23 protein-coding genes, 1 tRNA gene and 1 pseudogene are annotated in these 26801 nt (G+C 74.0%); 15 read left to right on the top strand and 10 right to left on the bottom strand.

What is annotated here, in order from left to right:
* Positions 1 to 73: 73 nt before the first annotated feature.
* A pseudogene (locus tag ACFVGS_RS35360) lies at positions 74 to 697 on the top strand (GAF domain-containing protein); the annotation flags it as partial.
* Positions 688 to 969 (top strand): alkylphosphonate utilization protein, encoded by a 282-nt coding sequence (locus ACFVGS_RS35355; RefSeq protein WP_385696376.1) that lies wholly within the window; start codon positions 688 to 690, stop codon positions 967 to 969. The pseudogene ACFVGS_RS35360 and the gene ACFVGS_RS35355, both read left to right, overlap by 10 nt.
* A 57-nt stretch (positions 970 to 1026) precedes the next feature.
* On the opposite strand, the gene ACFVGS_RS35350 is transcribed toward ACFVGS_RS35355, so the two are convergent.
* Both ACFVGS_RS35350 and ACFVGS_RS35345 read right to left on the bottom strand, forming a co-directional pair.
* Positions 1027 to 1782 (bottom strand): metallophosphoesterase, encoded by a 756-nt coding sequence (locus tag ACFVGS_RS35350; RefSeq protein WP_384408383.1) that lies wholly within the window; start codon positions 1780 to 1782, stop codon positions 1027 to 1029.
* Positions 1783 to 1841: 59 nt separating this feature from the next.
* Positions 1842 to 3359 (bottom strand): PLP-dependent aminotransferase family protein, encoded by a 1518-nt coding sequence (locus ACFVGS_RS35345; RefSeq protein ID WP_385696360.1) that lies wholly within the window; start codon positions 3357 to 3359, stop codon positions 1842 to 1844.
* Between the two features lie 122 nt (positions 3360 to 3481).
* On the opposite strand from ACFVGS_RS35345, the gene ACFVGS_RS35340 reads away from it, so the two are divergent.
* Positions 3482 to 4396: a class I SAM-dependent methyltransferase gene (locus ACFVGS_RS35340; RefSeq protein ID WP_385696358.1), complete on the top strand. Its 915-nt coding sequence runs from the start codon at positions 3482 to 3484 to the stop codon at positions 4394 to 4396.
* A gap of 171 nt (positions 4397 to 4567) precedes the next feature.
* On the opposite strand, the gene ACFVGS_RS35335 is transcribed toward ACFVGS_RS35340, so the two are convergent.
* Entirely contained in the window at positions 4568 to 5746 is a 1179-nt protein-coding gene (locus ACFVGS_RS35335) for a glycosyltransferase (RefSeq protein ID WP_385696355.1), read from the bottom strand.
* A gap of 58 nt (positions 5747 to 5804) precedes the next feature.
* On the opposite strand from ACFVGS_RS35335, the gene ACFVGS_RS35330 reads away from it, so the two are divergent.
* The 7 genes from ACFVGS_RS35330 to ACFVGS_RS35300 all read left to right on the top strand — a co-directional run bounded on the left by ACFVGS_RS35330 (position 5805) and on the right by ACFVGS_RS35300 (position 13869).
* Positions 5805 to 6593 (top strand): glutamate racemase, encoded by a 789-nt coding sequence (locus ACFVGS_RS35330; RefSeq protein ID WP_385696353.1) that lies wholly within the window; start codon positions 5805 to 5807, stop codon positions 6591 to 6593.
* Between the two features lie 59 nt (positions 6594 to 6652).
* Positions 6653 to 7228: a hypothetical protein gene (locus ACFVGS_RS35325; protein WP_384408373.1), complete on the top strand. Its 576-nt coding sequence runs from the start codon at positions 6653 to 6655 to the stop codon at positions 7226 to 7228.
* Positions 7229 to 7367: 139 nt separating this feature from the next.
* Complete coding sequence (lnt, locus tag ACFVGS_RS35320; protein ID WP_385696350.1) at positions 7368 to 9137, top strand: apolipoprotein N-acyltransferase; 1770 nt, start codon at positions 7368 to 7370, stop codon at positions 9135 to 9137.
* 73 nt (positions 9138 to 9210) lie between these two features.
* Positions 9211 to 9693, top strand: a complete 483-nt coding sequence (locus ACFVGS_RS35315) for an NUDIX domain-containing protein (RefSeq protein ID WP_384408369.1) — start codon at positions 9211 to 9213, stop codon at positions 9691 to 9693.
* Between the two features lie 55 nt (positions 9694 to 9748).
* A complete protein-coding gene (locus ACFVGS_RS35310) occupies positions 9749 to 10582 on the top strand; it encodes a 3-hydroxybutyrate dehydrogenase (protein WP_385696347.1) in 834 nt (277 codons plus the stop codon).
* Between the two features lie 76 nt (positions 10583 to 10658).
* Positions 10659 to 12548 carry a helix-turn-helix domain-containing protein gene (locus tag ACFVGS_RS35305; protein WP_384408365.1) on the top strand — a complete coding sequence of 630 codons (1890 nt, stop codon included), beginning with the start codon at positions 10659 to 10661 and terminating at the stop codon, positions 12546 to 12548.
* Between the two features lie 121 nt (positions 12549 to 12669).
* Entirely contained in the window at positions 12670 to 13869 is a 1200-nt protein-coding gene (locus tag ACFVGS_RS35300) for a CaiB/BaiF CoA transferase family protein (RefSeq protein WP_385696344.1), read from the top strand.
* Between the two features lie 171 nt (positions 13870 to 14040).
* Here the strand turns inward: ACFVGS_RS35300 and ACFVGS_RS35295 are convergent, their stop codons facing one another.
* Positions 14041 to 14895: a LysR family transcriptional regulator gene (locus ACFVGS_RS35295; RefSeq protein WP_385696341.1), complete on the bottom strand. Its 855-nt coding sequence runs from the start codon at positions 14893 to 14895 to the stop codon at positions 14041 to 14043.
* Between the two features lie 70 nt (positions 14896 to 14965).
* On the opposite strand from ACFVGS_RS35295, the gene ACFVGS_RS35290 reads away from it, so the two are divergent.
* Positions 14966 to 15898, top strand: coding sequence for a DMT family transporter (locus ACFVGS_RS35290; RefSeq protein WP_384408360.1), 933 nt, complete (start codon positions 14966 to 14968; stop codon positions 15896 to 15898).
* On the opposite strand, the gene ACFVGS_RS35285 is transcribed toward ACFVGS_RS35290, so the two are convergent.
* Positions 15859 to 16986 (bottom strand): AI-2E family transporter, encoded by a 1128-nt coding sequence (locus tag ACFVGS_RS35285; RefSeq protein ID WP_385696374.1) that lies wholly within the window; start codon positions 16984 to 16986, stop codon positions 15859 to 15861. The genes ACFVGS_RS35290 and ACFVGS_RS35285 overlap by 40 nt on opposite strands.
* Before the next feature lie 113 nt (positions 16987 to 17099).
* Positions 17100 to 18131: a serine/threonine dehydratase gene (locus tag ACFVGS_RS35280; protein ID WP_385696339.1), complete on the bottom strand. Its 1032-nt coding sequence runs from the start codon at positions 18129 to 18131 to the stop codon at positions 17100 to 17102.
* A 182-nt stretch (positions 18132 to 18313) separates the two neighbouring features.
* On the opposite strand from ACFVGS_RS35280, the gene ACFVGS_RS35275 reads away from it, so the two are divergent.
* Positions 18314 to 20791 (top strand): MFS transporter, encoded by a 2478-nt coding sequence (locus ACFVGS_RS35275; protein ID WP_385696336.1) that lies wholly within the window; start codon positions 18314 to 18316, stop codon positions 20789 to 20791.
* 106 nt (positions 20792 to 20897) lie between these two features.
* Here the strand turns inward: ACFVGS_RS35275 and ACFVGS_RS35270 are convergent, their stop codons facing one another.
* The 4 genes from ACFVGS_RS35270 to ACFVGS_RS35255 all read right to left on the bottom strand — a co-directional run bounded on the left by ACFVGS_RS35270 (position 20898) and on the right by ACFVGS_RS35255 (position 23714).
* Complete coding sequence (locus ACFVGS_RS35270; protein ID WP_385696334.1) at positions 20898 to 21272, bottom strand: BlaI/MecI/CopY family transcriptional regulator; 375 nt, start codon at positions 21270 to 21272, stop codon at positions 20898 to 20900.
* A 361-nt stretch (positions 21273 to 21633) separates the two neighbouring features.
* Complete coding sequence (locus tag ACFVGS_RS35265) at positions 21634 to 22386, bottom strand: NUDIX hydrolase (RefSeq protein WP_385696331.1); 753 nt, start codon at positions 22384 to 22386, stop codon at positions 21634 to 21636.
* 38 nt (positions 22387 to 22424) lie between these two features.
* On the bottom strand, positions 22425 to 23201 hold the full coding sequence (locus ACFVGS_RS35260; RefSeq protein WP_385696329.1) for a hypothetical protein: 777 nt from the start codon (positions 23199 to 23201) through the stop codon (positions 22425 to 22427).
* 99 nt (positions 23202 to 23300) lie between these two features.
* Positions 23301 to 23714, bottom strand: a complete 414-nt coding sequence (locus ACFVGS_RS35255) for a hypothetical protein (protein WP_384408348.1) — start codon at positions 23712 to 23714, stop codon at positions 23301 to 23303.
* A gap of 409 nt (positions 23715 to 24123) precedes the next feature.
* Between ACFVGS_RS35255 and ACFVGS_RS35250 the strand changes: the two genes are divergently transcribed.
* From ACFVGS_RS35250 to ACFVGS_RS35240, 3 genes are all read left to right on the top strand, one after another.
* Positions 24124 to 25062 (top strand): glycoside hydrolase family 26 protein, encoded by a 939-nt coding sequence (locus tag ACFVGS_RS35250; RefSeq protein WP_385696326.1) that lies wholly within the window; start codon positions 24124 to 24126, stop codon positions 25060 to 25062.
* Positions 25063 to 25189: 127 nt separating this feature from the next.
* Positions 25190 to 25277 (top strand) — tRNA-Leu (locus ACFVGS_RS35245).
* A 365-nt stretch (positions 25278 to 25642) separates the two neighbouring features.
* Positions 25643 to 26683: an inosamine-phosphate amidinotransferase 1 gene (locus ACFVGS_RS35240; RefSeq protein ID WP_385696324.1), complete on the top strand. Its 1041-nt coding sequence runs from the start codon at positions 25643 to 25645 to the stop codon at positions 26681 to 26683.
* The last annotated feature ends 118 nt before the right edge of the window (positions 26684 to 26801 follow it).

Genomic DNA, 26801 nt, shown 5'->3' with positions numbered 1-26801 from the left:
CGGCGCTTCGGGGCTACGGTGAATGCGGGCGTGAAGGACGCGGTGTGCGCGTCCGGAACGACCGGAGGTTCCGATGGGCCGGGAAGACACCGACTCCGCCGCCGCGCGGCTGCCACGGCTGAGACTCGACGAGCTGCTCGACGAGCTCCAGGCGCGCGTCGACGAGGTCCGCGGCACGAGGGACCGGCTCAACGGTCTGCTCGAAGCCGTCATGTCCGTCGGCCGTGAGCTCGACCTGCCGCAGGTGCTGCACGGCATCGTGGAGGCGGCCGTGACCCTGGTCGACGCCGAGTACGGCGCTCTGGGCGTCATCGGCGAAGGACAGATGCTGTCGGAGTTCGTTCCCGTCGGCATCGACGACGAGCTTCGAGGCCGGATCGGTGACCTGCCGTCCGGGCACGGCATCCTGGGCGAGCTGATCCGCAACCCGCGCCCGCTGCGCCTCGCCGAGCTGTCCGAGCACCCCGCCTCGTACGGCTTCCCGGCCCACCATCCGCACATGCACTCGTTCCTCGGCGTCCCCATCCGCGTCCACGACGAGGTCTGCGGCAACCTCTACCTCACCGAGAAGCGCGGCGGCGTCGACTTCGACGCCGAGGACGAGGCCGTCGTGACGACCCTGGCCGTCGCGGCCGGCATCGCCATCGAGAACGCCCGCCTGTACGAGGAGGGCCGCCTGCGCCAGCGCTGGCTGGCCGGTCCGCGAGCTCGTCCGAGGCCTCGGACGGCGCGTCGGGCGCGTCGGGCGAGAAGGTGATCAAGGACGCGGTCGGCAACGTCCTCGCCGGCGGTGACACGGTCACCGTGATCAAGGCCCTCAAGGTCAAGGGCAGCCCCTCCGGCATCAAGGCCGGCACGAAGGTGCGCAACATCAAGCTGGTGGACGGCGTCGACGGTCACGACATCGACTGCCGGATCGAGGGCTTCGGCAACATGCAGCTCAAGTCGAGCGTCGTCAAGAAGGCCTGAACCGACGGGCCGGCGGCGGCCCGCGCCGGACGTCCCCGCCCCGGCGGACGTCCCGGCTCAGGCGACCACGGTGCGGTAATGGCTCGTCAGACGGCCCGTGTCGTCCAGCACGTGGAAGACGAGCGCCGGAGGCTGGTCGAGGTGGACGTGGTCCGCCGGGTGGTCGCGGTGCTCCCAGGGAAGCCGGAGGGTGGAGACGACACCGGGCGCGACGACCAGGGGCTTCCCGGCGAACGTCGTCGCCGCCGGGGTGTGGGCGTGGCCGCAGACGAGGGCGGCGACGTTCGCATGACGGCCCACCAGTTCCGCGAGCCGCTCGTCGCCGAACTGGCGGATGCCGTCGATGAACGGGCTGTGCAACAGGGCCGGCGGGTGGTGGAAGCCCACGAGCACGGGCATCCCGTCCGGCGTCCGGGCGAGCACGTCCTCCAGCCAGAGCAGCGTCTCGTCCTCGAGGTAGCCCTCGTCCTTCCCCGGTACGGAGGAGTCGCACAGGGCGACGGTCAGCCGGTCCGTACGAAGCACCTGGTTGACGGGGGCCGTCGACTCGGTCTCGCCGAGCAGGAAGCGGCGGAAGGCGCCCCGCTCGTCATGGTTTCCGGGGCACATCAGCACCGGGTGCCGGGACGTCAGCAGCCTGCGGGACAGCTCGTACTCGTCCGGCAGCCCGTGGTCGGCGATGTCGCCGGTCACCACGACGGCGTCGAGGTCGTGGGGAAGGGCGTTCAGGTAGTCCATGACCGCCCTCGTGCGGTCGGCGCTGCGCTGCTCCCCGTCGATGTGGACGTCGCTCAGGTGGGCTGTGACGATCACGGTGATGACTGGTCCTTCCGAGAGGGTCGGCACGCGGTCACTCCGCGCCCCTGGTGAGCCTATTCGGCGACCGGACAGGGGGACAGGTCCGCCTTCCCGTCGAAGAGCCGGTCCGGTTCGGCCTTCGGTACGGAGCCTTCCTGCCGACCGTCGGCGGCGGGGAACGCGCGGGATCCGAGGACCCCGAGGGATCCGAGGGCCGTGAACAAGGCGTCGAGCGCGGCCGGGTAGGCGCGTTCCGCGGGAGCGGCGAAGCCGACCAGCAGGCCCTGCGGCCGGCCGGCGGGGTCGTGGTGGAGCTCGGTGAGGCCGCGCAGGGCGATGCCGTCACGGGCACACCTGGCCAGGACCTGTTCTTCGCCGGGTCCGTCGGACGGGAGGGTGACGAGGGTGTGCAGTCCGGCGGGGACGCCGTGGGCGACGAGGCCGGGGTGTGCGGCGATCCGGTCGAGGAGGAGTGCGCGGCGACGGCGGTAGCGCAGCCGGGCGGCACGGACGTGACGGTCGTAGGCGTGTGTCGTGATCAGGTCGGCGAGGACGAGCTGGCCCAGCGTCTCCGTGAACAGGTCGGCCTGTTCCTTGGCCCGCGTCATCGGTCCCACCAGGTGGGGCGGCAGGACCAGCCACGACAGGCGCAGGGCGGGCGCGAGGGTCTTGGACGAGGTGCCGCAGTAGACGACGTGGTCGGGAGCGACTCCCTGCAGGGCGCCGACGGGCTGTCGGTCGTAGCGGTACTCGCCGTCGTAGTCGTCCTCGACGATCAGACCACCGGTGGAGCGGGCCCAGGCGCACAGCGCCTGACGGCGGCTCGGATGCAGCGGAACGCCGGTCGGGTACTGGTGGGCGGGGGTGAGGACGGCCGCTCCGACGCGCTCGGTCAGGGCATCGACGCGGGCGCCGTGGGCGTCGACGGGCAGGGCGAGGGTGCTGATGCCGGCGCGTCGGACGACGCCGCGGTAGAGGTTGTGGCCCGGGTCCTCCATGGCCGCGGTGCCGACACCGCCCGCGGCCAGGACGCCGCTGAGCAGACCGATGCTCTGGTAGTGGCCGGAGGTGATCAGGATGCGGTCGGGCGTGGTGAGCACCCCGCGGGTGCGGCCGAGGTGGTCGGCGAGGGCCTCGCGCAGTTCGAGCCGGCCCTGCGGGTCTCCGAACCCGAAGACCTCGGGGCGGGCGCGGTCGAGTACGCGCCGGGTGGAGGCGAGCCAGGCCCGGGTGGGGAAGGCGCCGGCATCCGGGAGTCCGGCCCGGAGGTTGTGCAGGGGAGCCGCCGGAGGGGCGGCGGGACGTGCGGGGGCCTGGGCGCCGCGCGGTGCCTCGGTCACCCTGGTGCCCGAGCCCGGACGCGTGGTCAGGAAGCCCTCCGCGACCAGCTGGTCGTAGGCGGCGGTGACCGTTCCGCGCGAGAGCCCGAGCTCCTGGGCCAGTCCGCGGGTGGAGGGCAGAAGCGTTCCGGCGGGCAGGCGTCCCTGGCGGATCGCCCCCCTGAGCGCGGCTTCGAGCGCGGAGCGCCGGCCGCCCGTGGCGTCGAGGGCGAGGTGCAGGTCGATCCGGGCACCGGACCAGGATTGCGGCATGGAACTGGATCTTATTCGTGGTCCGTTGGCGAACTACGGTCGAAGCAGAAGGCCCTCACGCCACGCAGTGGCGACACACACCACGGCCGCTCACGACGACGACACGCAAGGACACCACCACCATGGCCGACCGGCAGCGCCCCTCCGCCCAGCACGAGCCCGTCCGACCCCAGCCCGCCCGACCCGACTCCGACCGGCACGAGCCGGACCACACCGCGGTGCGCGTCGCCCTGTGGCGCGCCCTGCACGTCCACGCCGACCCCGCGCCGCACGTCCTCGACGACGAGATCGGGCTCCAGCTCGCCGACCCGGGGCCGGACTGGCGCGAGCGCGGCGACATGACGATGCCGGGAGTCGCCGGCGTCCGCGCGTCCATGGTCGCCCGGGCCCGCTTCGTCGAGGACCTGGTCGCCGAGCGTGCCGACGCCGGCGTGACGCAGTACGTCATCCTCGGCGCCGGTCTGGACACCATGGTCCAGCGGCGCCCCGAACTCGGCTCCCGCCTCCACGTCTTCGAGGTCGACCAGCCGGGAACGCAGGCGTGGAAGCGGCAGCGCCTCGCCGAGCTCGGCTACGGCGTCCCGCCCTGGCAGACCCTGGTCCCCGTCGACTTCGAGGCCGGCGACTCGTGGTGGGAGCGGCTGACCGCCGCCGGGTTCGACCCGGACAGGCCGGCGGTCGTCGCGTCGGCCGGCGTCAGCATGTACCTCACGCGGGAGGCCAACACCGCGACCCTGCGCCAGGCCGCCGTGCTCGCACCCGGCTCCGTGCTCGCCACGACCTTCCTGCTCCCGCTCGACCGGCTGGAGCCGGACCAGCGCCGGGTCCAGGAGTTCTCGATGCGCAACGCCGCCGCTTCGGGCACCCCGTTCGTGAGCCTGTACACGCCCGACGAGATGCGGCGGGCGGCCCTGGAGGCGGGATTCGCCACGGCGGAGCACGTGTCTCCCGACGACCTGGCCGCCCGCTACTTCGCGGACCGCGCCGACGGCCTTCGCCCGCCCAGGTCCGAGCAGTTCCTCGTCGCCGAGGTGTAGGGGCCCGTCCGGCGGTCCGGGCACGGATCCGGTCACGGTCCACTGACGGGCCGGTCATCGGCCGGTCCTGTCAGCGGCGGGTCAGGTCAGCGGTGGGTCAGTCCGTCAGGTCAGCGATGGGGCAGGTCGGCGGTCGGGCGTCTTCGGTCGGCCCGCCAGTGGTCGGGCCGGTCAGCGGTCGGGCATGGTCTCCGGGCGGGCGTACGTCCGCCCCTTCCAGGCCGCGCCCCGGCCCCGGTGGTGCTGGACGGCCGAGTCCACCGTCATCAGGAGGTACAGCAGCGCGGTGAACGGGAGCAGGGGCGCGAGCCAGGGCGGCTGACGGTAGTAGCGCAGCATCGGGAGGTACGTGCCCGCCATCACCGCCCAGGCGAGCCCGCCAGCCCACGCCGCGGGCCTGTCCCCGGCGATCAGTCCCGCGAGCAGGGTGACGGGCGGCGCCAGATAGACCAGTGCCAGGCCGGCGACCGTGCCCGCGAGCACGAGCGGGCTGTGCCGCAGCTGCGCGTAGGCGCTGCGCGAGACCATCCGCCACAGCTCGGCGAGCCCCGGATACGGCCGGACGCTGTCCACCCGCTCCGCGAGCCCCAGCCAGATCCGGCCGCCGGCCCGCCGCACCGCCCGGGCCAGCGACACGTCGTCGATGACGGCCTGCCGGATCGACTCCGGCACCCGGGCCCGCTCCGCCGTCTCCGCCCGCAGCAGCACGCACCCGCCGGCCGCCGCCGTCGCGAGAGGCCGGCGGCGGTTGATCCAGCGGAAGGGGTAGAGCTGGCAGAAGAAGTAGACGAAGGCGGGCACGATCAGCCGCTCCCAGCCGCTCTCCACCCGCAGCCGCGCCATCTGCGACACCAGGTCGAGCCGGTGCCCCGTCGCCGCCGCGACGAGCAGCCGCAGACTGTCGGGCCCGTGCGCGATGTCGGCGTCCGTGAGGAGCAGGAAGGCGGGTCCACGCGCGCGTGCGAGCGCCATGCCGTGCCGCAGCGCCCACAGCTTGCCCGTCCAGCCGGGTTCGGGCTCGCCGGGGGAGGCCACCGTCAGCGGCAGTCCGCCGTGGCGCGCGGCCAGCTCGCCGGCGAGCCGCCCCGTGCCGTCCGTACTCCCGTCGTCGACCAGGATCACCTCGGCCCGCCCCGGATAGTCCTGGCCCAGCAACGAGGGCAGACTCCGCGGCAGCACCTCGGCCTCGTCCCGGGCGGGGACCACCACGACGACGTCGGGCCAGGGCTCGGGGGCGCCGGCGGCCGGCGCGGGCAGCCGCTGGTCCGTGCGCCAGAAGAAGCCCTGGCCGAGGAGCAGCCACCCCCAGACGGCCAGGGCGGCGATCGCGATCCAGGCAAGCGTGCTCATTCGCCGCAGTCTGCCCCACATCGACGGGCGAACCGGGGTGGTCGGCTAGGGTGACCGGGTGAAGATCGCCCTCATGGACTCCGGAATCGGCCTGCTGCCGGCAGCGGTGGCGGTCCGCCGTATGCGCCCCGACGCGGATCTGGTGCTGTCCTCGGACCCCGACGGCATGCCGTGGGGCCCGCGCACCGTCGAGGACCTCACCGGGCGTGCCCTGGCCGTCGCCCGGGCCGCCGCCGCCCACCGGCCGGACGCCCTGATCGTCGGCTGCAACACCGCGACCGTCCACGCCCTGCCCGCGCTGCGCGCGGAGCTGGAGCCGCGCATTCCGGTGATCGGCACCGTCCCCGCGATCAAGCCCGCCGCGGTCGGCGGCGGCAAGGTCGCCATCTGGGCCACGCCCGCCACCACCGGCAGCCCGTACCAGCGCGGCCTGATCCGCGACTTCGCCGACGGCGCCGAGGTCACCGAGGTGCCCTGCCCCGGGCTCGCCGACGCCGTCGAGCACGACGACGCCGAGGCCGTGCGCCGGGCCGTCGCCGCCGCCGCCGAGCTCACGCCCCCGGACGTCCGTGCCGTCGTCCTCGGCTGCACCCACTACGAGCTCGTCGCCGAGCAGATCCGGGCGGCGCTGCACCGCACGGAGGGCCTGCCGCCCGTCGTTTTGCACGGTTCCGCCGGGGCAGTCGCCGCACAGGCGCTGCGGCGGATCGGCGCCGAGGCCGACCCGGCGGCGCCACCTACGGGTGGTCTCACCGTGCTCCTCAGCGGCCGTACGGGCGAACTCGGCCCGGCCGCGCTCAGCTACGCCGAAGGCCGCGTCCTCGCGGAAGCGGCCGCCGTCCACTGAGGGTGACCGGACGACTCCGCCGAGGGGCCGCAACAGCGGAACGTGCTTAGGCTGTCACCATGAGGGACCACTCCACGAACCCGGGTCCCGAGGGACCCGCACCCCCGGTCTGGACCGGCCGCGCCACCAACCGGATGCAGTGGCTGCCGGCCGTCGGTGGCTTCGCCTGCATGGCGCTCGGCGTCCTGCTGGCCGTCGAGTCGCCATGGACCTCCGGCATCGCGCCGCTCCTGATGGCCGTCATCGGCTGCGTCGCCGCCGGCATCCTCGTGCTCTTCGGCACGCTCGCCTTCGTCCACGTCGCCGTCCGGGTCGACGACCGTGCGTGCGAGGTGCGCTGCGGGCACATCGGCGTGCCACGTCGCCGCATCCCGCTGTCGCACGTGGTCGGCGCCGAGTTCGCCCCGTCCGTCACCCCGCGCCAGTGGGGCGGCTGGGGCTACCGCTGGCGTCCCGAGAAGGGCACCGCGGTGGTCGTCCGCCGGGGCGAGGGCCTGGTGCTGCAGCTCGGCGACGGACGGACCTTCACCGTCACCGTCGACGACGCCGAGTCCGCCGTCCACGCCATCCGCGCCCTGCTCCACCGCACCACGCCTCCCACGGCACCGGCCCCGGCCGGACCCGCGGGAGTCTGAGCGGATCGCGTGGAGCGGCGACCGTGGCGGGGCGAGACACCTTCCCGGCGCGGCCCGCCACCCGAACCCGTCGGCCACGGGGGCGCGCGGCGCCGACCGCACTCCTGCCGGGCGCGCCCCGCGCCGTAGACTCCGGCTCGTGAGCACCACCATCGCCCCCGCCGACGCGCCCGAGTCCGATTCCGCCCCCGAGCGGGCCGGTGGCCCTCGGCGGCTGCTGCGCCCCGGTGCGGCCCTGCTGTCCGGGCTGATGCTCTTCCTGAGCTTCCCGCCCCGGCCCCTGTGGTGGCTCGCGCTGCCCGCGTTCGCGCTGCTCGGCTGGACGCTGCGCGGCCGGCGGCCGCGGGCCGGCTTCGGCCTCGGCTACCTGGCCGGCCTCGGCTTCCTGATGCCGCTGCTCGTGTGGACCGGCGAAGAGGTCGGGCCGCTGCCGTGGGTGGCGCTCGCCGCCGTGTCGGCGCTGTTCGTCGGGGCCGTGGGCCTCGGCGTCGCGGTCGTCTCCCGGCTGCCCGCGTGGCCGGTCTTCGCCGCCGCCGTGTGGGTCCTCGGTGAGGCGGCACGCGCGCGCGTGCCGTTCGGCGGCTTCCCCTGGGGCAAGATCGCCTTCGGGCAGGCGGACGGGATCTTCCTGCCGCTCGCGGCCGTCGGCGGCACGCCGGTCCTCGGCTTCGGCGTCGCGCTGTGCGGTTTCGGCCTGTACGAGCTGCTGCGCCAGGTCCTCGCCCGGCGCGCCCGTACCGGCACGGGTCCGACGAGCCGTACGGGCACGGGTCCGGCGTCCGAGGAGGCCGCCGACGCCGCCGGGACGCCCGAGTCAGCCGGGACGCCTGAGCGCGGCGAGACGCCTGGGTCCTCCGAGGCACTCGACTCCTCCCCGGCGACGGCCCCCGCCCTCGTCGCGGCGCCCTCACGCCCGGCGCGCGGCCCGCTGGTCGCTGCCGCGCTCGCCGTGCTGGTGCCCGTCACCGGGGCCCTCGCCGCCCTGCCGCTCGTCTCCGACGCGGCGGAGGACGGCACCGCCACCGTCGCCGCCGTCCAGGGCAACGTGCCCCGCCTCGGCCTCGACTTCAACTCCCAGCGGCGTGCCGTGCTCGACAACCACGCCAACCGCACCAAGGAGCTCGCCGCCGAGGTGAGGGCGGGCCGCGCGCCGCAGCCCGACTTCGTGCTGTGGCCGGAGAACTCCTCCGACATCGACCCCTACGCCAACCCGGACGCGTACGAGGTCATCGACGACGCCGTGCGCCAGGTGAACGCGCCCACCGTGATCGGCTCCGTCATCGCGCCCGAGACCGGCAAGCTGCGCAACACCCTCATCCAGTGGGAGCCGGGCAAGGGCCCGGTCGCCGAGTACGACAAGCGGCACGTCCAGCCCTTCGGCGAGTACATCCCCATGCGGTCCTTCGTCCGGCTCTTCAGCAGCGACGTCGACCGCGTCCGCCGCGACTTCGGGCCGGGGAACAAGGTCGGCGTCTTCGACCTGGCCGGTACGAAGGTGGGCCTCGCCACCTGTTACGAGGCGGCCTTCGACTGGGCGGTCCGGGACACCGTCACCCACGGCGCCCAGCTGATCACCGTACCCAGCAACAACGCCACCTTCGGCCGCAGCGAGATGACCTACCAGCAGCTCGCCATGTCTCGCGTGCGCGCCGTGGAGCACAGCCGCAGCGTCGTCGTCCCCGTCACCAGCGGCGTGAGCGCGGTCATCCGGCCCGACGGGACGATCGTCGCGGAGACCGAGCTCTTCACCCCCGACGTGCTCGTCGAGAAGGTGCCGCTGCGCTCCTCGCTGACCCCGGCGACCCGCATGGGCACCCTGCCCGAGGCGCTCCTCGTGGCGGTCGCCGTGGCCGGTCTCGGCTGGTCGGCCGCACGCTCCGCGCGGGCCCGCCGGAAGGGCTCCGCCTGAGCCGGCACCCGTGCCGGGTCCGGGAGGTCCGAGCGGCGGCGGGGACGACCGGATGATGATCTAGGGTCGAGTCATGGGCACCCCTGACTTCATCCGCGACATCCGGGCATCCGCCGGCCACCAGCTGCTCTTCCTGCCCGGCGTCTCCGCCGTCGTCTTCGACGACCGGGGACGCGTGCTCCTGGGCCGCCGGGCGGACAACGGCATGTGGGCCATCGTCGGCGGCATCGTCGAGCCCGGCGAGCAGCCGGCCGCCTGCGCCGTCCGCGAGGTGTACGAGGAGACGGGCGTCAGGGCCGAGGTGGAGCGGGTCGTGCTCGTGCAGACCCTGCGCAAGCCGGTCGTCTACCCCAACGGGGACCGCTGCCAGTTCATGGACGTGTCCTTCCGCTGCCGGGCCGTCGGTGGCGAGGCCAGGGTCAACGACGACGAGTCGACGGAGGTCGGCTGGTTCGCGCTCGACGAGCTGCCCGAGATGAAACGGTTCTCGCACTTCCGCATCGAGCAGGCCCTCAAGGACGAACCCACATGGTTCGACCCCAGCCCTCTGGGCTGAACTGTGTGTCCGGCACACATCGGTCGGGGAGGAACCGCTTCATAGGGTGCCGCACATGAGCGCCTCCATCACACCGGGACCCGTCCCGGCCCAGGCCGTCGCGCCCCGCCCCGCCCCCGGGCCCGTCACCCTCGACCTCTCCGGGCGCACCGCGCTCGTCACCGGCGCGGCCGGCGGCATCGGCCGCGCCTGCGCGCTGCGGCTCGCCGCCGCCGGAGCCCGGGTCAGAGCGGTCGACAAGGCCGCGGAAGGACTCGACGCGCTGACCGATGCCGCCCGGTCCCTCCCCGGCGCCGTCGAGCCCCGGCTGATCGACCTCACCGACCTCGACGCCGCCGAGGCCGCGGCCGCCGGCGCCGACATCCTCGTGAACAACGCGGGACTCCAGCTCGTCCGGCCCCTCCAGGACTTCCCGCCGGACGTCTTCCACACCGTCCTGACCGTGATGCTGGAGGCGCCGTTCCGGCTCATCAGGGGCGCGCTCCCGGAGATGTACGCGCGGGGCTGGGGCCGGATCGTGAACATCTCCTCCGTCCACGGACTGCGCGCCTCCGCCTTCAAGTCGGCCTACGTGGCCGCCAAACACGGTCTGGAGGGCCTGTCGAAGACCGCGGCCCTCGAAGGCGCCCCGCACGGTGTCACCTCCAACTGCGTGAGCCCCGGCTACGTCCGCACGCCGCTCGTCGAGCGGCAGATCGCCGACCAGGCCGCCGCCCACGGCATCCCCGCCGAGCAGGTGGTCTCCGACGTCCTCCTGCGGGACTCCGCGCTCAAGCGGCTGATCGAGCCCGAGGAGGTCGCCGAGGCCGTGCTGTACCTCTGCACCCCGCAGGCCTCCTTCGTCACCGGCACCTCGCTCAGCCTGGACGGAGGCTGGACGGCGCACTGAGCGCCGCGTCCGTCGTCCACAGGCGGTTGTCCACAGGGCTGGTGCGACCCCCCGTACGACAGGTATCCCTGTGACCATGACCCACGAACAGGCCGCCTACCTGGAGCTCCTCGCCCGCGGCGCCGCGCCCGAGGCGTACGACCGCCCCGTGCTGCTCGCCCGCGCGAGCGGCGCGGGGCCCGAGGAGCTCGCCGAACTGGAGCAGGCCAAGCAGCTCGCGCTGCGGGTCCGGGCCGAGCTGGAGGGCCGGCGGCGGCGCGAGGCCGAGCTGTCCGCGCTCTTCGAGACCGCCCACGACCTCGCGGGCCTGCGCGACCTCGACGACGTGCTGCGCGCCATCGTCCAGCGCGCCCGCTCCCTGCTCGGCACCGAGGTCGCCTACCTCAGCCTGAACGACCCGGTCAGGGGCGACACCTACATGCGGGTCACCGAGGGCTCGGTCTCGGCCAGGTTCCAGCAGGTCAGACTCGGCATGGGGGAGGGGCTCGGCGGACTCGTCGCCCAGACCGCCCGGCCGTACGTCACCGAGGACTACTTCCAGGACGCGCGGTTCCAGCACACCGAGGCCATCGACAGCGCGGTCGGCGACGAGGGCCTCGTCGCGATCCTCGGCGTGCCGCTCACCCTCGGCAGCCAGGTCATCGGCGTCCTGTTCGCCGCAGACCGGCGCGCCCGTGTCTTCGAACGCGAGCAGGTCGCCCTGCTCGGCTCCTTCGCCGCGCACGCCGCCGTCGCCATCGACACCGCCAACCTGCTCGCCGAGACCCGCTCCGCCCTCGCCGAGCTGGAGCGGGCCAATGACATCATCCGCGAGCACAGCGGCGTCATCGAGCGCGCCTCCGAGGTGCACGACCGGCTCACCGAGCTCGTGCTGCGCGGCGGCGGGGTCCACGACGTGGCCGCGGCCGTCTCCGAAGTCCTCGGCGGCACCGTCGACTTCGTCGAGGAGCCGCCGGGCCCCGCGAGGACCGCCGAGGGCCACGCCACCCGGGACGGCGACGACTGGATCGCCTCGGTCTCCGCGGGCGGCGAGACCTTCGGCGCCCTCGTGCTCCGCGACCGGCCCGGACTGGACCCCGTCGACCTGCGGACACTGGAGCGGGCCGCCCTCGTGACGTCCCTGCTGCTGCTCGCCCGCCGCTCCGCGGGCGAGGCCGAGCAGCGGGTCCGCGGCGAGCTGCTCGACGACCTCCTCGACGCGCCCGACCGTGACCGGCGGCTGCTGCGCGAGCGCGCCGCCCGGCTGCGCGCCGACACCGACGCACCCCATGTGGTCCTCGCCGCCCGCATCGACCGGGCCGGCGCCGACACCGAACCCGACGGCGGCGGACGGGAGAGCGCCGACCGGCAGCGGTTGCGCTCGGCGGCCTCCCACCTTGCCGCGACCCGCCACGGCCTGGCCTCGGCACGCGACGGCGGCACCGTCCTGCTGCTGCCGCTCGGCCCCGGAGAGACCGCCGCCGAGCTCGCCCGGCAGACCGCGAAGCACCTCGGTGGCGCCCTCCACGAGCCCGTCTCCGTCGGCGCCTCCGCACCCGTCCCCGCCCCGCTCGCCCACCCCGACGAGGTCGCCCCGGCCTACGAGGAGGCACGCCGCTGCCTGGAGGCGCTGCGGCTGCTGCACCGGCAGGGCGAGGGCGCCGCCGCCGAGGACCTCGGCTTCCTCGGGCTGCTCCTCGCCGACACCCGCGACATCGAGGGCTTCGTGGAGCGGACCATCGGCCAGGTCGTCGACTACGACCGGCGCCGCGGCACGGACCTGGTGCGCACCATGGACGCCTACTTCGCCAGCGGCATGAGCCCCGCCCGCACCAAGGACGACCTGCACGTCCATGTGAACACCGTGGCCCAGCGCGTCGAGCGGATCGGCCGGCTCCTCGGCCCCGACTGGCAGTCACCGGCCCGCGCCCTGGAGATCCAGCTGGCCCTGCGGCTGCACGCCCTCTCGGCGGCCGTCATACGCTGACCGCGCCCGCCCTCAAGCCCGCACCGCCCGCCCACACGCCCGCGCGCCCGCCAGGCACCGCCCGCACCGCACGCCCGTACCGCACACCGCGCCGCACCCCGTGGCGCCAGGAGGACCCCCGATGACCGGACGTCCCGCAGACCTGCCGCTCTCCGGCATCACCGTCGTCAGCCTCGAACAGGCGGTGGCCGCGCCCTTCGCCACCCGTCAGCTGGCCGACCTCGGCGCCCGGGTGATCAAGGTCGAGCGGCCCGGGGACGGAGACTTCGCGCGCCGCTACGACACCACTGTGCACGGAGAGTCCAGCTACTTCGTCTGGCTCAACCGGTCCAAGGAGTCGATCACACTCGACCTGAAGACGGACGCCGGCCGCGAGGTCCTGGAGCGACTGCTCGCCGGCGCGGACGTGTTCGTGCAGAACCTGGCGCCCGGCGCCGCGGCCCGCCTCGGCCTCGCCCCCGAGGCCCTCGCCGAGCGCTTCCCGCGGCTCATCGCGGCCGGCCTCTCCGGCTACGGCACCACCGGCCCCTGGGCCGGCCGCAAGGCCTACGACCTGCTCGTCCAGTGCCAGACCGGACTCGTCTCGCTCACCGGCAACGAGCACGGCACCGCCCGGGCCGGGATATCCGTGGCCGACATCGCCGGCGGCATGTACCTCTACAGCGGCATCCTCACCGCCCTGTTCACCCGTGCCACCACCGGCACCGCCCGGCCCGTCGAGGTCTCCCTCTTCGAGGCGCTCGCCGAATGGATGCACCAGCCCGCCTACTACACCCGCTTCGGCGGCGCGCAGCCCCCGCGCATCGGCACCCGGCACGCCACCATCGCGCCCTACGGGGCCTTCACCGCCGCCGACGGCAAGGACGTCCTGTTCTCGATCCAGAACGAGCGGGAATGGGCCGCCTTGTGCGAACGGTTCCTGGAGCGGCCGGAACTGGTCACGGACCCGAGGTTCGCGACCGGCTCCGACCGGGTCGCCAACCGGGCGGAGCTGGACGCCCTGGTCGCCGAGCGGTTCACCGAGCTCGACAGCGCGACCGTGGGAAGGATCCTGGACGAGGCGGGCATCGCCAACGCCGGGGTCAACGACATGGCGGAGTTCCTGGAACACCCGGTGCTCGAAGCCCGCGACCGCTGGCGGGACGTGCGGCTCCCGGGCGGCACCGAGGTCCCGGCCCTCCTGCCGCCGGCCGATCTCGGCGGCACGCGGCCGCGCATGGACGCCGTCCCAGGCGTCGGCGAGCACACCGAGCACATCCTCGCGGAACTCGGCTACGACCCGGCCGCCGTCGAGGAGATGCGCGCCGCCCACGCGATCTGACGCACCGGAGGGCGGTGCGGCGCAAGGAGACCGACCGGCGCGCGGAAGGGCCGGCCTGCGCGAGGTCCGACGGGCTGGGCCTCGCCGGTGACCGTGCCGATCTCGCTTGGCCCGCGGACGCCGACCGGCGCAGAGAGGCTGGCGGGCGCAGGGCGCCGGCGTGCCGGACCCTCACGGTGTGCGGTACAGCGCGGTGAGCAGCTCGATCACCGCCTGCGCGGCGGGATGCGGGTCGTCCCGCCACCAGGCGAGACGTACGGCGACCGGTTCGGCGTCGCGCACCGGGCGGTAGACGACGCCGGGCCTGCGGTACTGGCTGGCCGTGGCCTCCGCGCTCATCCCGATCCGGCGACCGGTGGAGATCGCCGTCAGCCAGTCGTCCACGTCGTACGTCTCCTCCGTCGCCGGCCGCGAGTCGGGCGGCCACAGCTCCGGAGTGGTGGTGCCCGTGCGCCGGTCGATGAGCAGCGTGTGCCCGCTGAGGTCGGCGAGCCGTACGGAGCGGCGCCTGGCCAGCGGCTCGTCGGCGGCCATGGCGCACAGCCGCCGCTCGAGCCCCACGATCGCCGAGTCGAAGCGCCGGTCCTCCAGAGGCCTGCGCAGCACCGCCAGGTCGCACGAGCCCTCGGCGAGGCCCGCGGTCGGCGAGTTCACCCGCACCATCTGGAGTTCCGTGCCGGGGTGAGCGGCGGCCCACTGCCGCTGGAACGCGGGCGTGTGCCGGCCGAGGGCCGACCAGGCGTAGCCGATCCGCAGCGCACCCTCACCCGATGCCGCCACCCGGACCAGCTCCTCCGCCTCGGCGAGCACCCGGCGGGCGTGCGCCACCACCCGGGCGCCGGTCGCCGTCGGCGTCACCGACCGCGAGGTGCGCCGCAACAGCCGTACGCCCAGGTTCCGTTCGAGCGAGGCGAGGGTGCGGGACACCGCGGCCTGGGAGACGCCGAGCACGAGCGCGGCGTCCGTGAAACCGCCCTCGTCGACGATCGCGACCAGGCAGCGCAGCTGGCGCAGTTCCATATCCATACGGTCAGCGTATAGATCCGATCCAGCCATGCATTTTGCGCAAGCATCTGCGGCGAGGACGATCGGGACCATGTCCGCAGCCCCGTCCCCCGCCTCCTCGGATCTCGCGCCGCCGTCCGCCGCCGCTCCCGCGGCCCGCACCTCCGCGGCCGGCGTGGCCGCGATGCTCGGCAGCGGTCTGTCCAACCAGATCGGCGCCGCCACCGGGTCCCTCGCCTTTCCCGTCCTCGGCCCGGTCGGGGTCGTCGCCGTCCGCCAGTACGTCGCCGCGCTCGTCCTCATTGCCGTCGACCGGCCCCGGCTGCGCACGTTCACCCGTCACCAGTGGTGGCCGGTCGTCCTGCTCGCGGTCGTCTTCGGCACCATGAACCTGTCCCTCTACACGGCCATCGACCGGGTGGGGCTCGGCCTTGCCGTGACCCTGGAGTTCCTCGGCCCGCTCGCCATCGCGCTGGCCGCCACCCGCCGTCGCGTCGACGCCGCCTGCGCCGTGCTCGCCGCGGCGGGCGTGGTCACCCTCATGCGACCCCAGCCCTCCACCGACTACCTCGGCATGGGCTTCGGCCTGCTCGGCGCCGCCTGCTGGGCCGCGTACATCCTGCTCAACCGCACCGTCGGCAACCGCATCCCCGGAGCCCAGGGCAGCGCCGCCGCGGCCGGCCTGTCCGCGCTGATGTTCCTGCCCGTCGGCGTCCTCGTCGTGCTGCGCCACCCGCCGACGGCCGCGGCGCTCGGCTGCGCGGTCGCCGCCGGCGTGCTCTCCTCGGCCGTCCCGTACCTCGTGGACCTCTTCACCCTGCGCCACGTGCCACCCGCGGCCTTCGGCCTCTTCATGAGCGTCAACCCGGTGCTCGCGGCCCTGGTCGGCTGGACCGGACTCGGGCAGCGCCTCGGCTGGGCCGACGCCGCCGCGATCGCCGCGGTCGTCACCGCCAACGCCGTCAGCATCCTCACCTCACGCCGTCAGGACCTGTCCGGCGGACCAGCGTCGGACGGATCCTGACCGTCCTCCGGGCCCTCCTCCGCGAGGGCCCGCTCCGTCTCACGGGCCGCCCGCAGCGCCGAGTGCACCGACCACACCACCGACACCAGCGGCACCGCCACCACCGCCCCCACGAAGCCCGCCGCGATGGAACCCGCGACGACCGAGACCGCCACCACCAGCGGATGGAGCCGAACGGCCCAGCTCATCACCAGCGGATGCAGCACATGCCCCTCGATCTGCCCGATCACCACGATCAGCGCGATCACGATCGCCGCCACCAGCGGCCCCTCGGCGGCCAGAGCGACCACGGCGGCGACCGCGAGCGCGATCGGCGAGCCGATCAGCGGGATGAACGCCGCGGCGAACTCCAGCAGCGCGAGCGGCACCGCCAGCGGCACCCCGAGCAACCACAGCGCGATCCCCACCAGGACCGCGTTCGTCGCCGCCACCAGCACGATCCCGTGGGTGTAGCCGGTGAACGTACGCCAGGCCGCGCGCCCGCCGATCTCCACCCGGCCCCGTACGGACGCCGGCAACTGCTCGCGGAACCAGGCCCACTGGCGGTCGCCCGAGTGGATGAAGAGGACTGCCGAGAACAACGCGAGCGCCAGCGTCGCCAGCACCGCCACCAGATGGTGGGCCCCGCTCACGGCGTCGCTGACCAGTGTCGAACGGTGACTGGACAGGAACTGCCCGATCCGCGCCTGCACGTCCGACAGCGCCTCGGGATTCAGCCGGAACGGCGGCCGCTCCAGCCACTGCTCGATCCGTTCGACGCCGTCCCGGAACTCCCGCACGAGCGTCGTCCGCTCGTTCGCCACCGCCTCGCCGACCAGCGCCAGCACGCCGAGGACCAGCGCGATGCTGCCCAGCATCGTCAACGCCACCGCGAGCGCGCGCGGCAGGCCCCGGGCGACGACGTCCGCGACCGGCCGCAGCAGGGCGGTGACCACCAGACCGAGGAAGAGCGCCACACCGATCTCGTGGAACCGACCCAGCAACGCGAACAGCGCGTAGACGAGCGTGCCGACGACCAGCAGCCGCCACGCGTAGGCGGCGGCCGTACGAAGGAAGGGGGCGACCGCGGGGGACGAGCCTGGCTGCATGGCCATCGACGTACCACCCGCGCGCCTGGCGTCAACGCCCGCGTCCGCACATTCCCCCGACCGGGTAACCGTCACCCTGCCGACGGGCAGGCCGGAGCCCCGCCCCGGTCACCTCACACCAGGTCCGTGGGATCGGTGTTGGCGCCGCAGAGGACCACGCAGACCTTCTCGCCCGGACCCGGTCGGTAGCCGCCGGCCGTGAGCCCGGCCAGAGCGGTGGCGGCGGCGTGCTCGACCACGAGCCGGTGATCCGCCCACAGTGCCCGGCGCACCCGCACGATCTCGGCGTCCGGGACCAGGAGCGTACGGACGTCGTCCTGGGCGGCCGCGTGCAGCGCGGCGGCGGAGACCCGCCGGGCGCCGAGCGAGTCCGCCGCCACCGATTCCACCGTCACGTCGACCGGAGCGCCGGCCGCCAGGGCGGCGTCCAGCGCGCGGCAGTTCTCCGGCTCGACCGCCACTGTACGGATGCCGTGCTCGCGCGCGGCCGTGGCGACACCGGCGAAGAGACCGCCGCCGCCGACCGAGACCACCACGGTGTCCAGGCCGGGAATCCGCCGGTGGGTCTCCTCCAGGAGAGTGCCCGCGCCCGCGGCGATGAGCGGATGGTCGTACGCGTGCGAGGCGAGCGCCCCGCTCTCCGCCGCGAACGCCTCGCAGGCCGCGAGCGCCTCGGCGTACTCGGAGCCGACCAGCCGCACGTCGGCGCCGTACCCCCGCAACCGCTCGACCTTCACCTTCGGGGCGGTCTCCGGCAGGAACACGGTGGCCCGCACACCCTGCTGTCCCGCCGCCCACGCGCACGCGAGCCCCGCGTTGCCGCCGGACGCGATGGTCACGCCCGCCTCGGAGAGGGTGCCTGCCTCCCGGTGCGCCTGGAGGAAGTTCCGTGCGCCGCGCGCCTTGAAGGAACCGGTGTGCTGAAGGAACTCCAGGGCGAGGAAGAGCTCGTAGCCGGGCGCTCCGAGGGCTTCGGGAGCTTCGGGGGCTCCGGGAGCGTCGGTGCCTCCAGGACCTCCCGCTTCTCCGTCGCTCCGGAGGTCCCGCGGGTACACGGGCTCAGCGGGGGCGATCGCGACCGGGCGGACGTGGTCGGCGACGCGCTCCACCGCGGCCTTCACGTCGCTGTAGGAGAGGGTCTGCACGGTGCTGCTCCTGGAGGGTGCGTCCGGGTGCGGGGATACCGCCGTACCACCGATGATCGCACCGCCCGCTCGTCCGCGGCCGGGCGCCGCCGCCGGGAGTGCCGGGCCCTGCGCCGTAACGATGCGTGAGAGCCTGCCAAGTACCCTGCGCCAGCAGGAGAGTTGGACTATCTTGCTGCCTTGTGGATCAGTTGACCGCCGAAGACCCGACGCACATCGGCCCGTACCGACTCATCGCCCGGCTCGGTGCGGGCGGAATGGGCCTGGTCTACCTGGGCCGTTCCGAGGGCGGCCGCACCGTGGCCGTGAAGGTCGTGCAGGCCGAGTACGCGGGGAACTCCGAGTTCCGCAGGCGCTTCGCGCGCGAGGTGGCGGCCGCGCGCCTGGTGGGCGGGAGCTGGACGGCGGCGGTGCTCGACGCCGACCACGAGGCCGCCGTGCCGTGGGTGGCGACCCAGTACATCCCCGGGCCCGACCTGCACTCCGTGGTGGCGAAGGACTACGGTCCGCTGCCCGAGCACTCCGTCCGCGCCCTCGCCAACCGGCTCGCCCTCGCGCTCGGCACCGTCCACGAGGCCGGACTGATCCACCGGGACCTCAAGCCGTCCAACGTCCTCGTCACCGTGGACGGACCCCGCGTCATCGACTTCGGCATCGCCCGCGCCATGGACAGCCTCGCCGGCGACAGCCTGCACACCCGCACCGGCATGCTGATCGGCTCACCCGGCTTCATGTCGCCGGAACAGGTCCGCGGCCTCGAACTCACCCCGGCAAGCGACGTGTTCTGCCTCGGTGCCGTCCTCGTCTACGCGGCCACCGGGCGCATGCTCTTCGGCGCCACGGACACCGGTCTGAACGCCCATCTCTTCCGCATCGCCGAGGAGGAGGCCGACCTCACCGGCGTACCCGACTCCCTGGTCGACCTCGTGCGGGCCTGCCTGGAGAAGGATCCGGCCAGGCGGCCGACCCCGCGGCAGATCGCCGAGCGCACGGCGGCCGACGGGACCGAGGAGTGGCTTCCGGGCTCCGTGCTCGCCCAACTCGGCCGGCACGCGGCGCAGCTGCTGGACTTCGCACCGCCCGCGGCGCCCGCGCCGCCGACGCCCGCCGTACCCGCGCAGCAGGACCCCCGGGTCGCGCTCGCCCAGCACGGTGCTCCGCCCCACGGCACGCCGCCCGCCTACGCCCCGACCGCGCCCGCCCAGCCGGCCGCCGGGCAGGGCTTCGGGCCGCCGGGGCCGGCCGCCGCGTGGTCCGCCGCCACCGCCCCGGCCCACCCCTACGACGTACCGCCCGCGGACCCGAGGCGCCGGCGGATCCTGGCGCTCGCGGTGCTGGTGCAGCTCCTGGTGGAGCTGGACCTGACGGTCTTCGGCGGCTCGGCCTCGTTCATCCACATGGACCTCGGCGTCGGTTCGGACCTCATGACCGCGGTGTTCCGGGGGTACATGGTCGCGGTCGCGGTGGTCATCCTGCTCGGCGGACACCTCGTCGATCGCATCGGACGCAGGAAGACGCTGATCACCGGCCTGACCGTGTTCCTCGTCGCTGCCGCGCTCAACGGCAGTGCGACCGCGGAGATGCTGGTGGCCACCCGCGCACTCCAGGGCGTCGCGGCGGGCCTGCTCGTGCCGGCCGCGCTGGCCCTGGTCGCCCGGGCCTTCACCGACCCGAGGGAACGCCGGACGGCCTTCGGCGTGTACGCGGGCGTGGCTGTCGGCGGCACGGCGGTCGGCATGTTCGTCAGCGGGATCTTCACCGAGCTGCTCAGCTGGCGGATGGCCGTGTACGTGGGTGTCCCACTGGCCGTCCTCGCCCTGATCGCCGGTCTGAGACTGGTACGCGAACCCGTCGCGGCGGCGGGCCCCGGCACGCCTCCTCGCTTCGACGCGGGCGCGGTCCTGTTCGGCTCCGTCGGCCTGGGCGCCCTGGTCTACGGCCTCGACACCGTCCGTGTCGCCGAGGACACGCCCGGCCCCGGCTGGATCCTGACCGCCGTGGGGCTGCTGATGCTCCTGGGCTTCCTGTGGTGGCAGGGCACGACCCCGGATTCGCTCTTCGGGCCGGACGCCCTCCGGGACGGGCACCGCACGGGCGCGCTCCTCGCCCTCCTCCTGCTCGGCACCGCGCTTCCCGTCCTGTACTACCTCGTGACCATGCGCCTGCAGTTCATGCTCGGCTTCGGCCCGATCACCGCCGGACTGATGGCCCTGCCCGCCGCCCTGGCGGCGGTCGTCGCCGCGGGCCTGGCCGCCAACCGGCTCTCGGCGGGCACGACGCCCCGGGCGCTGGTCGTGACCGGCACGCTGTTCACGGCCGCCGGACTCGCCGCCCTCGGCGCCGTACCCGAGGACCTGGACTACGTCGTCAGCGTGCTGCCCGCCCTGCTCGTCGCCGGGGCCGGCGCGGGCCTGGCCCTGATGCCGCTGTACGCCGCCGCCTTCGACGGAGTGCCGGGAGAGCGCGCGGGCGCGGTGGCGGCGCTCGCCGGGGCCGCCGGGCAGGTGGGCGCGGGGAGCAGCGTCCTGATGCTCCCCAACACCACCCTTGTCGTCGGCAGTTCGGCCGCGGTCGCGGCGCTGCTCGCCATGATCGTCGGCGGTCTGACGGCGAGGGGCCGCGGTGCCGTCACGCCCGGGACCGGGTCCACGGCCGGGTGAGGCGCTCCGCCGGCGCGTCGCGGACCCGGCCAAGACCGGGAAGAGACGGCCTAGGGGCGGCCGTCCGCGGAGCGTCGCGGACCGGCCAGGATCCGTAAGAGACGGCCTAGCGGCGGCCGTCCGCCGGCGCGTCGGCCGAGCTCAAGGCCTCGCGCAGCGCCGCGAGTTCACCCGCGTCGAGCTCCCGCACGAAGGCGGCGAGGGCGGCGGGCCGGTCCTCGCTGGCGTCGAGACCGTCCGCCATCAGCGCCGCCGCGTAGGCCTCGCGCGTGGCCGCGGCCCGGTAGACCCAGATCCGGCCCTCCCGGGCGCGGGTCAGGTAGCCCTTGTGGAAGAGGATCGTGGTCACGGTCGTCACCGTCGTGTAGGCGACTTCCCTCAGGCGGTTGATGTCGTCGACGATCTCGCGCACCGTGGCGGGCCGGCTCCACCTCCAGAAGCGGTCCATGATCTCCGCCTCGAGCTCCCCCAGCCGACGCATGGGCACGTGTCCTCTCCGCTCCGCGCACCTCTCGCCGGTCATAGTAGACGCGCGGACGCCCAGCTCACGGGCCCCCAAGGCCGACGGGACGGGCCCTCGGGGTGGCGGGATCGCGCCACCGCGCGTTCACGCAGCCGGGAACCTCTGGTCCGCGCCTCCGGGCCCGGGACACGATGGGTCACGCGACGCGCACCCCCGCGGCACGGGGAGCACCGCGTCGAACGGCACGGACCGGGCGGCGCCCTGGAGGAGTCGCCACGGCGGAAGACCTCCCCCGCCTCCGTCGTGGCCGTGGCCCCGCCCGGTCCTGCCGTCCAGGACGGTCGACCCGGCCTCCCCGCTCCGGCAGGCCCGTCGGCGGTCAGCGTGCGGCGTACCGTTCGAGCACCTGCGGCAGGTAGTCGGCGCAGGGGAGCGGGGCGGGAGCGCGTCCGCCCGGCGCGGCGAAGGCGATCGTGTCGAGCTCGGGCCCGATGCCACGGGCGGACTCCGCCGCGGCGAGTGCGGCGTGCCGGTGGCGCACCCGGTCCGCGGGGACGGACGGTGCGAGGAAGTGGAAACCGAGGCTGTCGAAGCGCGTGCCCCGGGTCAGCGCCCACAGCCGCAGCTCCGACTCCGGGGCGGTGACGCCCACCTCCTCGGCCAGCTCGCGGACGGCGTGTCCGCGGAGGGCGGCCAGATCCAAGGGCCGTCCGGTCGGCGGAGGTTCGGCCGCGCCGCCCGGCAGGCTCCAGAGCCCGGGTGTGGCGGTGGTACGGGAACCGCGACCGAGCACCAGGCCCTCGTCGGTGGGCAGCAGCACCGTCACGTACACGGAACCCGGGACGTCCTCGGGCGGGCGGATCGCCCGCAGTGCCCGGTGCCGGTACGTCATCCGGGCCCACCGCACCACCGCGCGGCCGGAGCCGGACAGGTCGAGGCCCAGGGCGGCGACCAGGGGGCCGTCGAAGGTCGCCGGGTTGCGGTCCCTGGTCTCGGCCCAGCGGCGGTCGACCTCGCGCCGTTCATCTGCGGAGAGCGGGGGCGGCGGGCACTCGACGAAGTCGAGGGTGACCTGCTCCGTGTCCACGAACACGACGGGCGGGGCCGCCGGACACCTGGCCGCAGGCCTCACGCCTCGCTCCTCGCTCCTCACGCCTCGCTCCTCGCTCCTCACGCCTCGCTCCTCACGCCGGGACACCCGTCGGCGGAAGCCGACGCGGTCCATGCCGTCATCAGGCCTTCCAGCCAGGCGGGCGGGAGTTCGGCGGCGTCCCACTCCTCGCGCAGCGCGTCGGGTGTCGTGGTGAGCCGCTCCAGGACGGCGATGCTGGTGGGGGAGTGGAGCAGCGAGTAGCGGCCGTGGATGGCGATGGGGCTGCCCGGGCCGTATTCCGCGTACATCCGCTCCACCCGGTCGTGACGGGCGGCGGCGAACTGCGTGAGCCGGTCCGCGTACCCGGCCCGCTGCCGGGCCGTCATCGTCCTGAGCACGGCCGTGAGCACCTGCTCGGAGACCTCGGGGTCGAGGTCGGAGGCCGTGGAGAAGGACAGGTACAGCGGCAGGACGACCACCTTCGCCCGCTCCAGCTCCATCCGCCCGACCGGCGGCAGCGGCTCCTGCCCGGCTCCGCCCTCGTCCTCGTCGGCGGCGCCGACGGCCTGACGCAGGATCCGCTCGGCGCGGGCCCCGAGCCCACCGGCGACGGTCCGGGCCCCGTCGGCCCAGCCCGCGGCGTACGGCTCGCCCTTCTCCCCGGGCGCGTCACGGGCGAGAACGCCGAGTTCCTCGTGCGCCAGCGCGAGGGCCCCGGCCTCGACGATCCCGATGAGCTCCTCCGCGTCACCGGAATAGACACCGGCGCGGGCGAGAAGCTGGACCAGCGTCGACTTCGCGTTCCGGACGTCGGCCTCGGCCGGCCCGAGCCGGTCTCCGTCGGTGGCGTTCATGGCTCCTCCTCGTCGAACTGGCCGCGCCGCCGTGAGCCTACGTGCCCGGACCACACCCCCGCTGCCGACCACACGGAACGAACACCGGGCAGCCACCTCTCATACCGGCCGGTCCGGCGCCCGCGGCACCGCCACCACCTGGACGGCGTCCTCGTAGACGATCCGTCCCGGGTCCGATGACTCGACGCGCTCGCAGGCCACGCCGTGTGCCGCCAGGAGCGACAGGTAGCCGGGCACGCGGTCCAGGAGGTGGACGGCCGTGACCTTGAACCAGGCGGCGGCGCCGGGGTTCAGATCGGGGTCGTAGACGGTCGGGTCGGTGTCGGACGGGTCGGGGTACGCGGCGTCGTACCAGTCGTTGGCAGCGCGCCAGAACCGGTGCTCCGCCTCGCTGAGGAGTCCGTCCCGGGCGAGTCCGTTGGCCAGCGCGAAGACGCCCGGGAAGTGCCCCCGCGGGTGCCGCACCGGGCTCTGGAAGCGGAGGAAGCGGGGCTTGCCCGCGCGTCCGCTCACGACACCGCTCTCGTGGCGCGCTGGTGCGGAACGGGCCGAATGCGTGTGGGGCGGCGGCATCGCAGCAGTATGGCAAACGGTGATCGCGAGCCGGCCGGGTCGCCCAGCCTGCCCCGGCGCGCGACACCCCCGCACCGCCGTGCCGCCGACGTCCCCGCATCGCCGTGCCGCCGCCCCCTCCGCACCTCCGCACGGCCCCCACCCCGTGCCCCGCACCGCGTCCCCGCGCCCGCCCCACGCTCGGCGGACCGGAGTGGCGGGGCCGGGGGTGGTTCGCCAGACTCGGGAGGGCCAGACCCGCCCGGGGCCCGGTCCCTCAGGGCGGTCGGCCGTGAGGACGTACGACGAGGGCCGGCGTAGCCCGGACGGAAGGGCGGTCCGGGTGAGGCGTGCTTCACGGGTGTGGTCGGTGGTCGTGTTTCTCGCGCTGTTCACCGCGGCGCAGCTGGTCTCGCCCGGCGGGCTCGCCGACGGTGACGGCAAGCCGGCTCCGCGGCCCACCGCGAACGGGGTGTACACCGGCTCCCTGGCCGACGGGATCGAACGGATAGCGCGATTCGAGAAATGGTGGGGGCGCGGAGCGCTGACCGCGGGGCGCACGTACCTGCCCGGTGACGACTGGGAGAGCATCGAGGGGCCGCCGGAGTTCCTGCGGCCGTGGGGGTCCTGGCGTGCCGCCCGTGCCGGGCGGCTGGTCGTCCTCAACGTGCCGATGCTCGACCGCAGCGAGGCCCATCTGTCCGACGAAGAGGTCGCCGGGCTGCTGGACGAAGGCGCGAGCGGCGCCCATGACCACCACTTCCGGGTGCTGGCGCAGCGCCTGGTCGGTCACGGGCTCGCCGACAGCGTCCTCGTCCTCGGCTGGGAGATGAACGGCGTCACCTTCACCCACCGCTGCCATCCCGCGCCGGACAGCTGGCGGGAGTACTGGCGCCGCATCGTGCGCACCATGCGGGCGGTCAAGGGCCAGCGTTTCCGCTTCGACTTCGCGCCGAACCGCGGCCGGGACGCCGTGCCGTGGACGAGCTGCTACCCGGGCGACGCGTACGTGGACGTGATCGGCATGGACGCCTACGACCAGCCGCACCGCTCGACGTTCCGGGAGCAGGTGGACGAGCCGTACGGGCTGCGCGCGCAGGTGAGCTTCGCGAAGCTGCACCGCAAGCCCATCTCGTATCCGGAGTGGGGGCTGTTCCGCAACGGCGACAACCCGGCGTACATGAGCGGCATGCTCGCCTGGTTCCGCGCGCACCCGCCGCTCTACCAGTCGCTTTCGGACTACTGTCCGCACGGCGTGTGGGCCTGCGCGGAGAACGGCCGGAGCGCCCGCGTCTACCGGGGACGCTGACCACGCCCGGGCCCCTGTTGCCGCCGTCACGGCGCTGACCACGGGAAACGGGGTGAACGGCGGCTCGAACACCTGGTAGATTGATCTCCGTCGCCGCGGCCGGAAAGCACGCGGACGACGACACCTTGTCCGGGTGGCGGAATGGCAGACGCGCTAGCTTGAGGTGCTAGTGCCCTTTATCGGGCGTGGGGGTTCAAGTCCCCCCTCGGACACCATGGGGATGCTTTCGCGAGATCGTCCCGATTCGTTCACGAAATACCGGTCGAGTCACCTGACTCACCGGTATTTCGTCTTTCCCGGCGCCATTCCGTGCCTTCCAGGGGCCTTCCGGGGCGGCATCACGGGCGCGGGTCCGCCGGCGTCGCTCCGCGCGTCCTCGACAAGCTCATTCGCGGGGACGCACCGCGTTTACCTTCGGCCCTCTCGGCTCCGCATCTCGCTTACCCGGCCGGGGCGCCGCCCGTGCCACGCTTGACGGGATTCCGAACCCCGGCCGGAATGCCGGTGTTGCGGAAAAAGCGGTGTTCGAACGGCTGACCGGTGCCGCGTCGGCGGCGCCCGGCATGGGAGGGACAACCCGATGAGCCTGGTGGACGTGTACACGGAATGGGATCCGCTGGAGGAGATCGTCGTCGGCACCATCGCCGGCGCACGGGTGCCCGTCACCGACCGGAGTCTGCTCGCCGCGGAATACGGTGACATCGACAACCCGGAGGAGATCGTCCCCGGCCCGTATCCCGCGCACGTCGTCGAGCAGACCGAGGCCGAGCTCGAGGAACTCGTCGACATTCTCACCGGACTCGGCGTGAAGGTGCGGCGGCCCGGCGGGCGCGACCACAAGTCGGTCGTCTCCACGCCGGACTGGAGCACGGACGGATTCCACGACTACTGCCCTCGGGACGGCTTCCTCGCCGTCGGGAAGACCCTCATCGAGTCGCCCATGGTGCTGCGGTCCCGGTGGCTCGAAGGCTTCGCCTACAAGGACCTGTTCATCGAGTACCTGGAGAGCGGCGCGCGGTGGATCTCCGCGCCCAAGCCCCAGCTGACGGACGACATGTACGAGCCGAGCGCGGCTCCCGGCGAGCGGCTGAAGAACCTGGAACCGGTCTTCGACGCGGCCAACGTGCTCAAGTTCGGCACGGACGTGCTCTACCAGGTCTCGGACAGCGGCAACATGCTCGGCGCCCGCTGGCTGCAGGCGGCGCTCGGCGACGAGTACACCGTGCACCCGTGCCCGGGCATCTACACCTCCACGCACATCGACTCCACCATCGCGCCGCTGCGCCCCGGACTCGTGCTGGTCAACCCGTCCCGGGTCAACGACCGCAACATGCCCGACTTCCTGCGCGGCTGGGACAGGATCGAGTGCCCGGAGCTGGTGGACCAGGGCTTCGTCGGCCCCCACCCGCGCGGGTCGGTGTGGATCGGGATGAACTTCCTGACGGTCGGGCCCGGCAAGGTCATCATCGACAAGCGCCAGGTGGACCTCATCCGGGTGCTCGAGAGCCACGGCGTCGAGTGCATCCCGGCGCAGCTCACCCACGCCCGCTCGCTGGGCGGCGGTTTCCACTGCGTGACCCTCGACGTGCGTCGCACGGGCGAGCTCGCCACCTACCGGTAGGACGAGCCGACGGCCGGCCCGCCGCCGATGTCCCCCCCCCACGCCGCGGGGCCGCCCGGGCCCCCCCCCAAAACCCCCACCCCCCACCCAAACCAAACAAAAAACGGTAAGAAATAAA

The organism is Streptomyces sp. NPDC127114, assembly GCF_042677525.1.
Taxonomy (GTDB): Bacteria; Actinomycetota; Actinomycetes; order Streptomycetales; family Streptomycetaceae; genus Streptomyces.
Note: the sequence above shows the minus strand (reverse complement) of the source record. Positions and strands in the feature narration are given on the sequence as shown.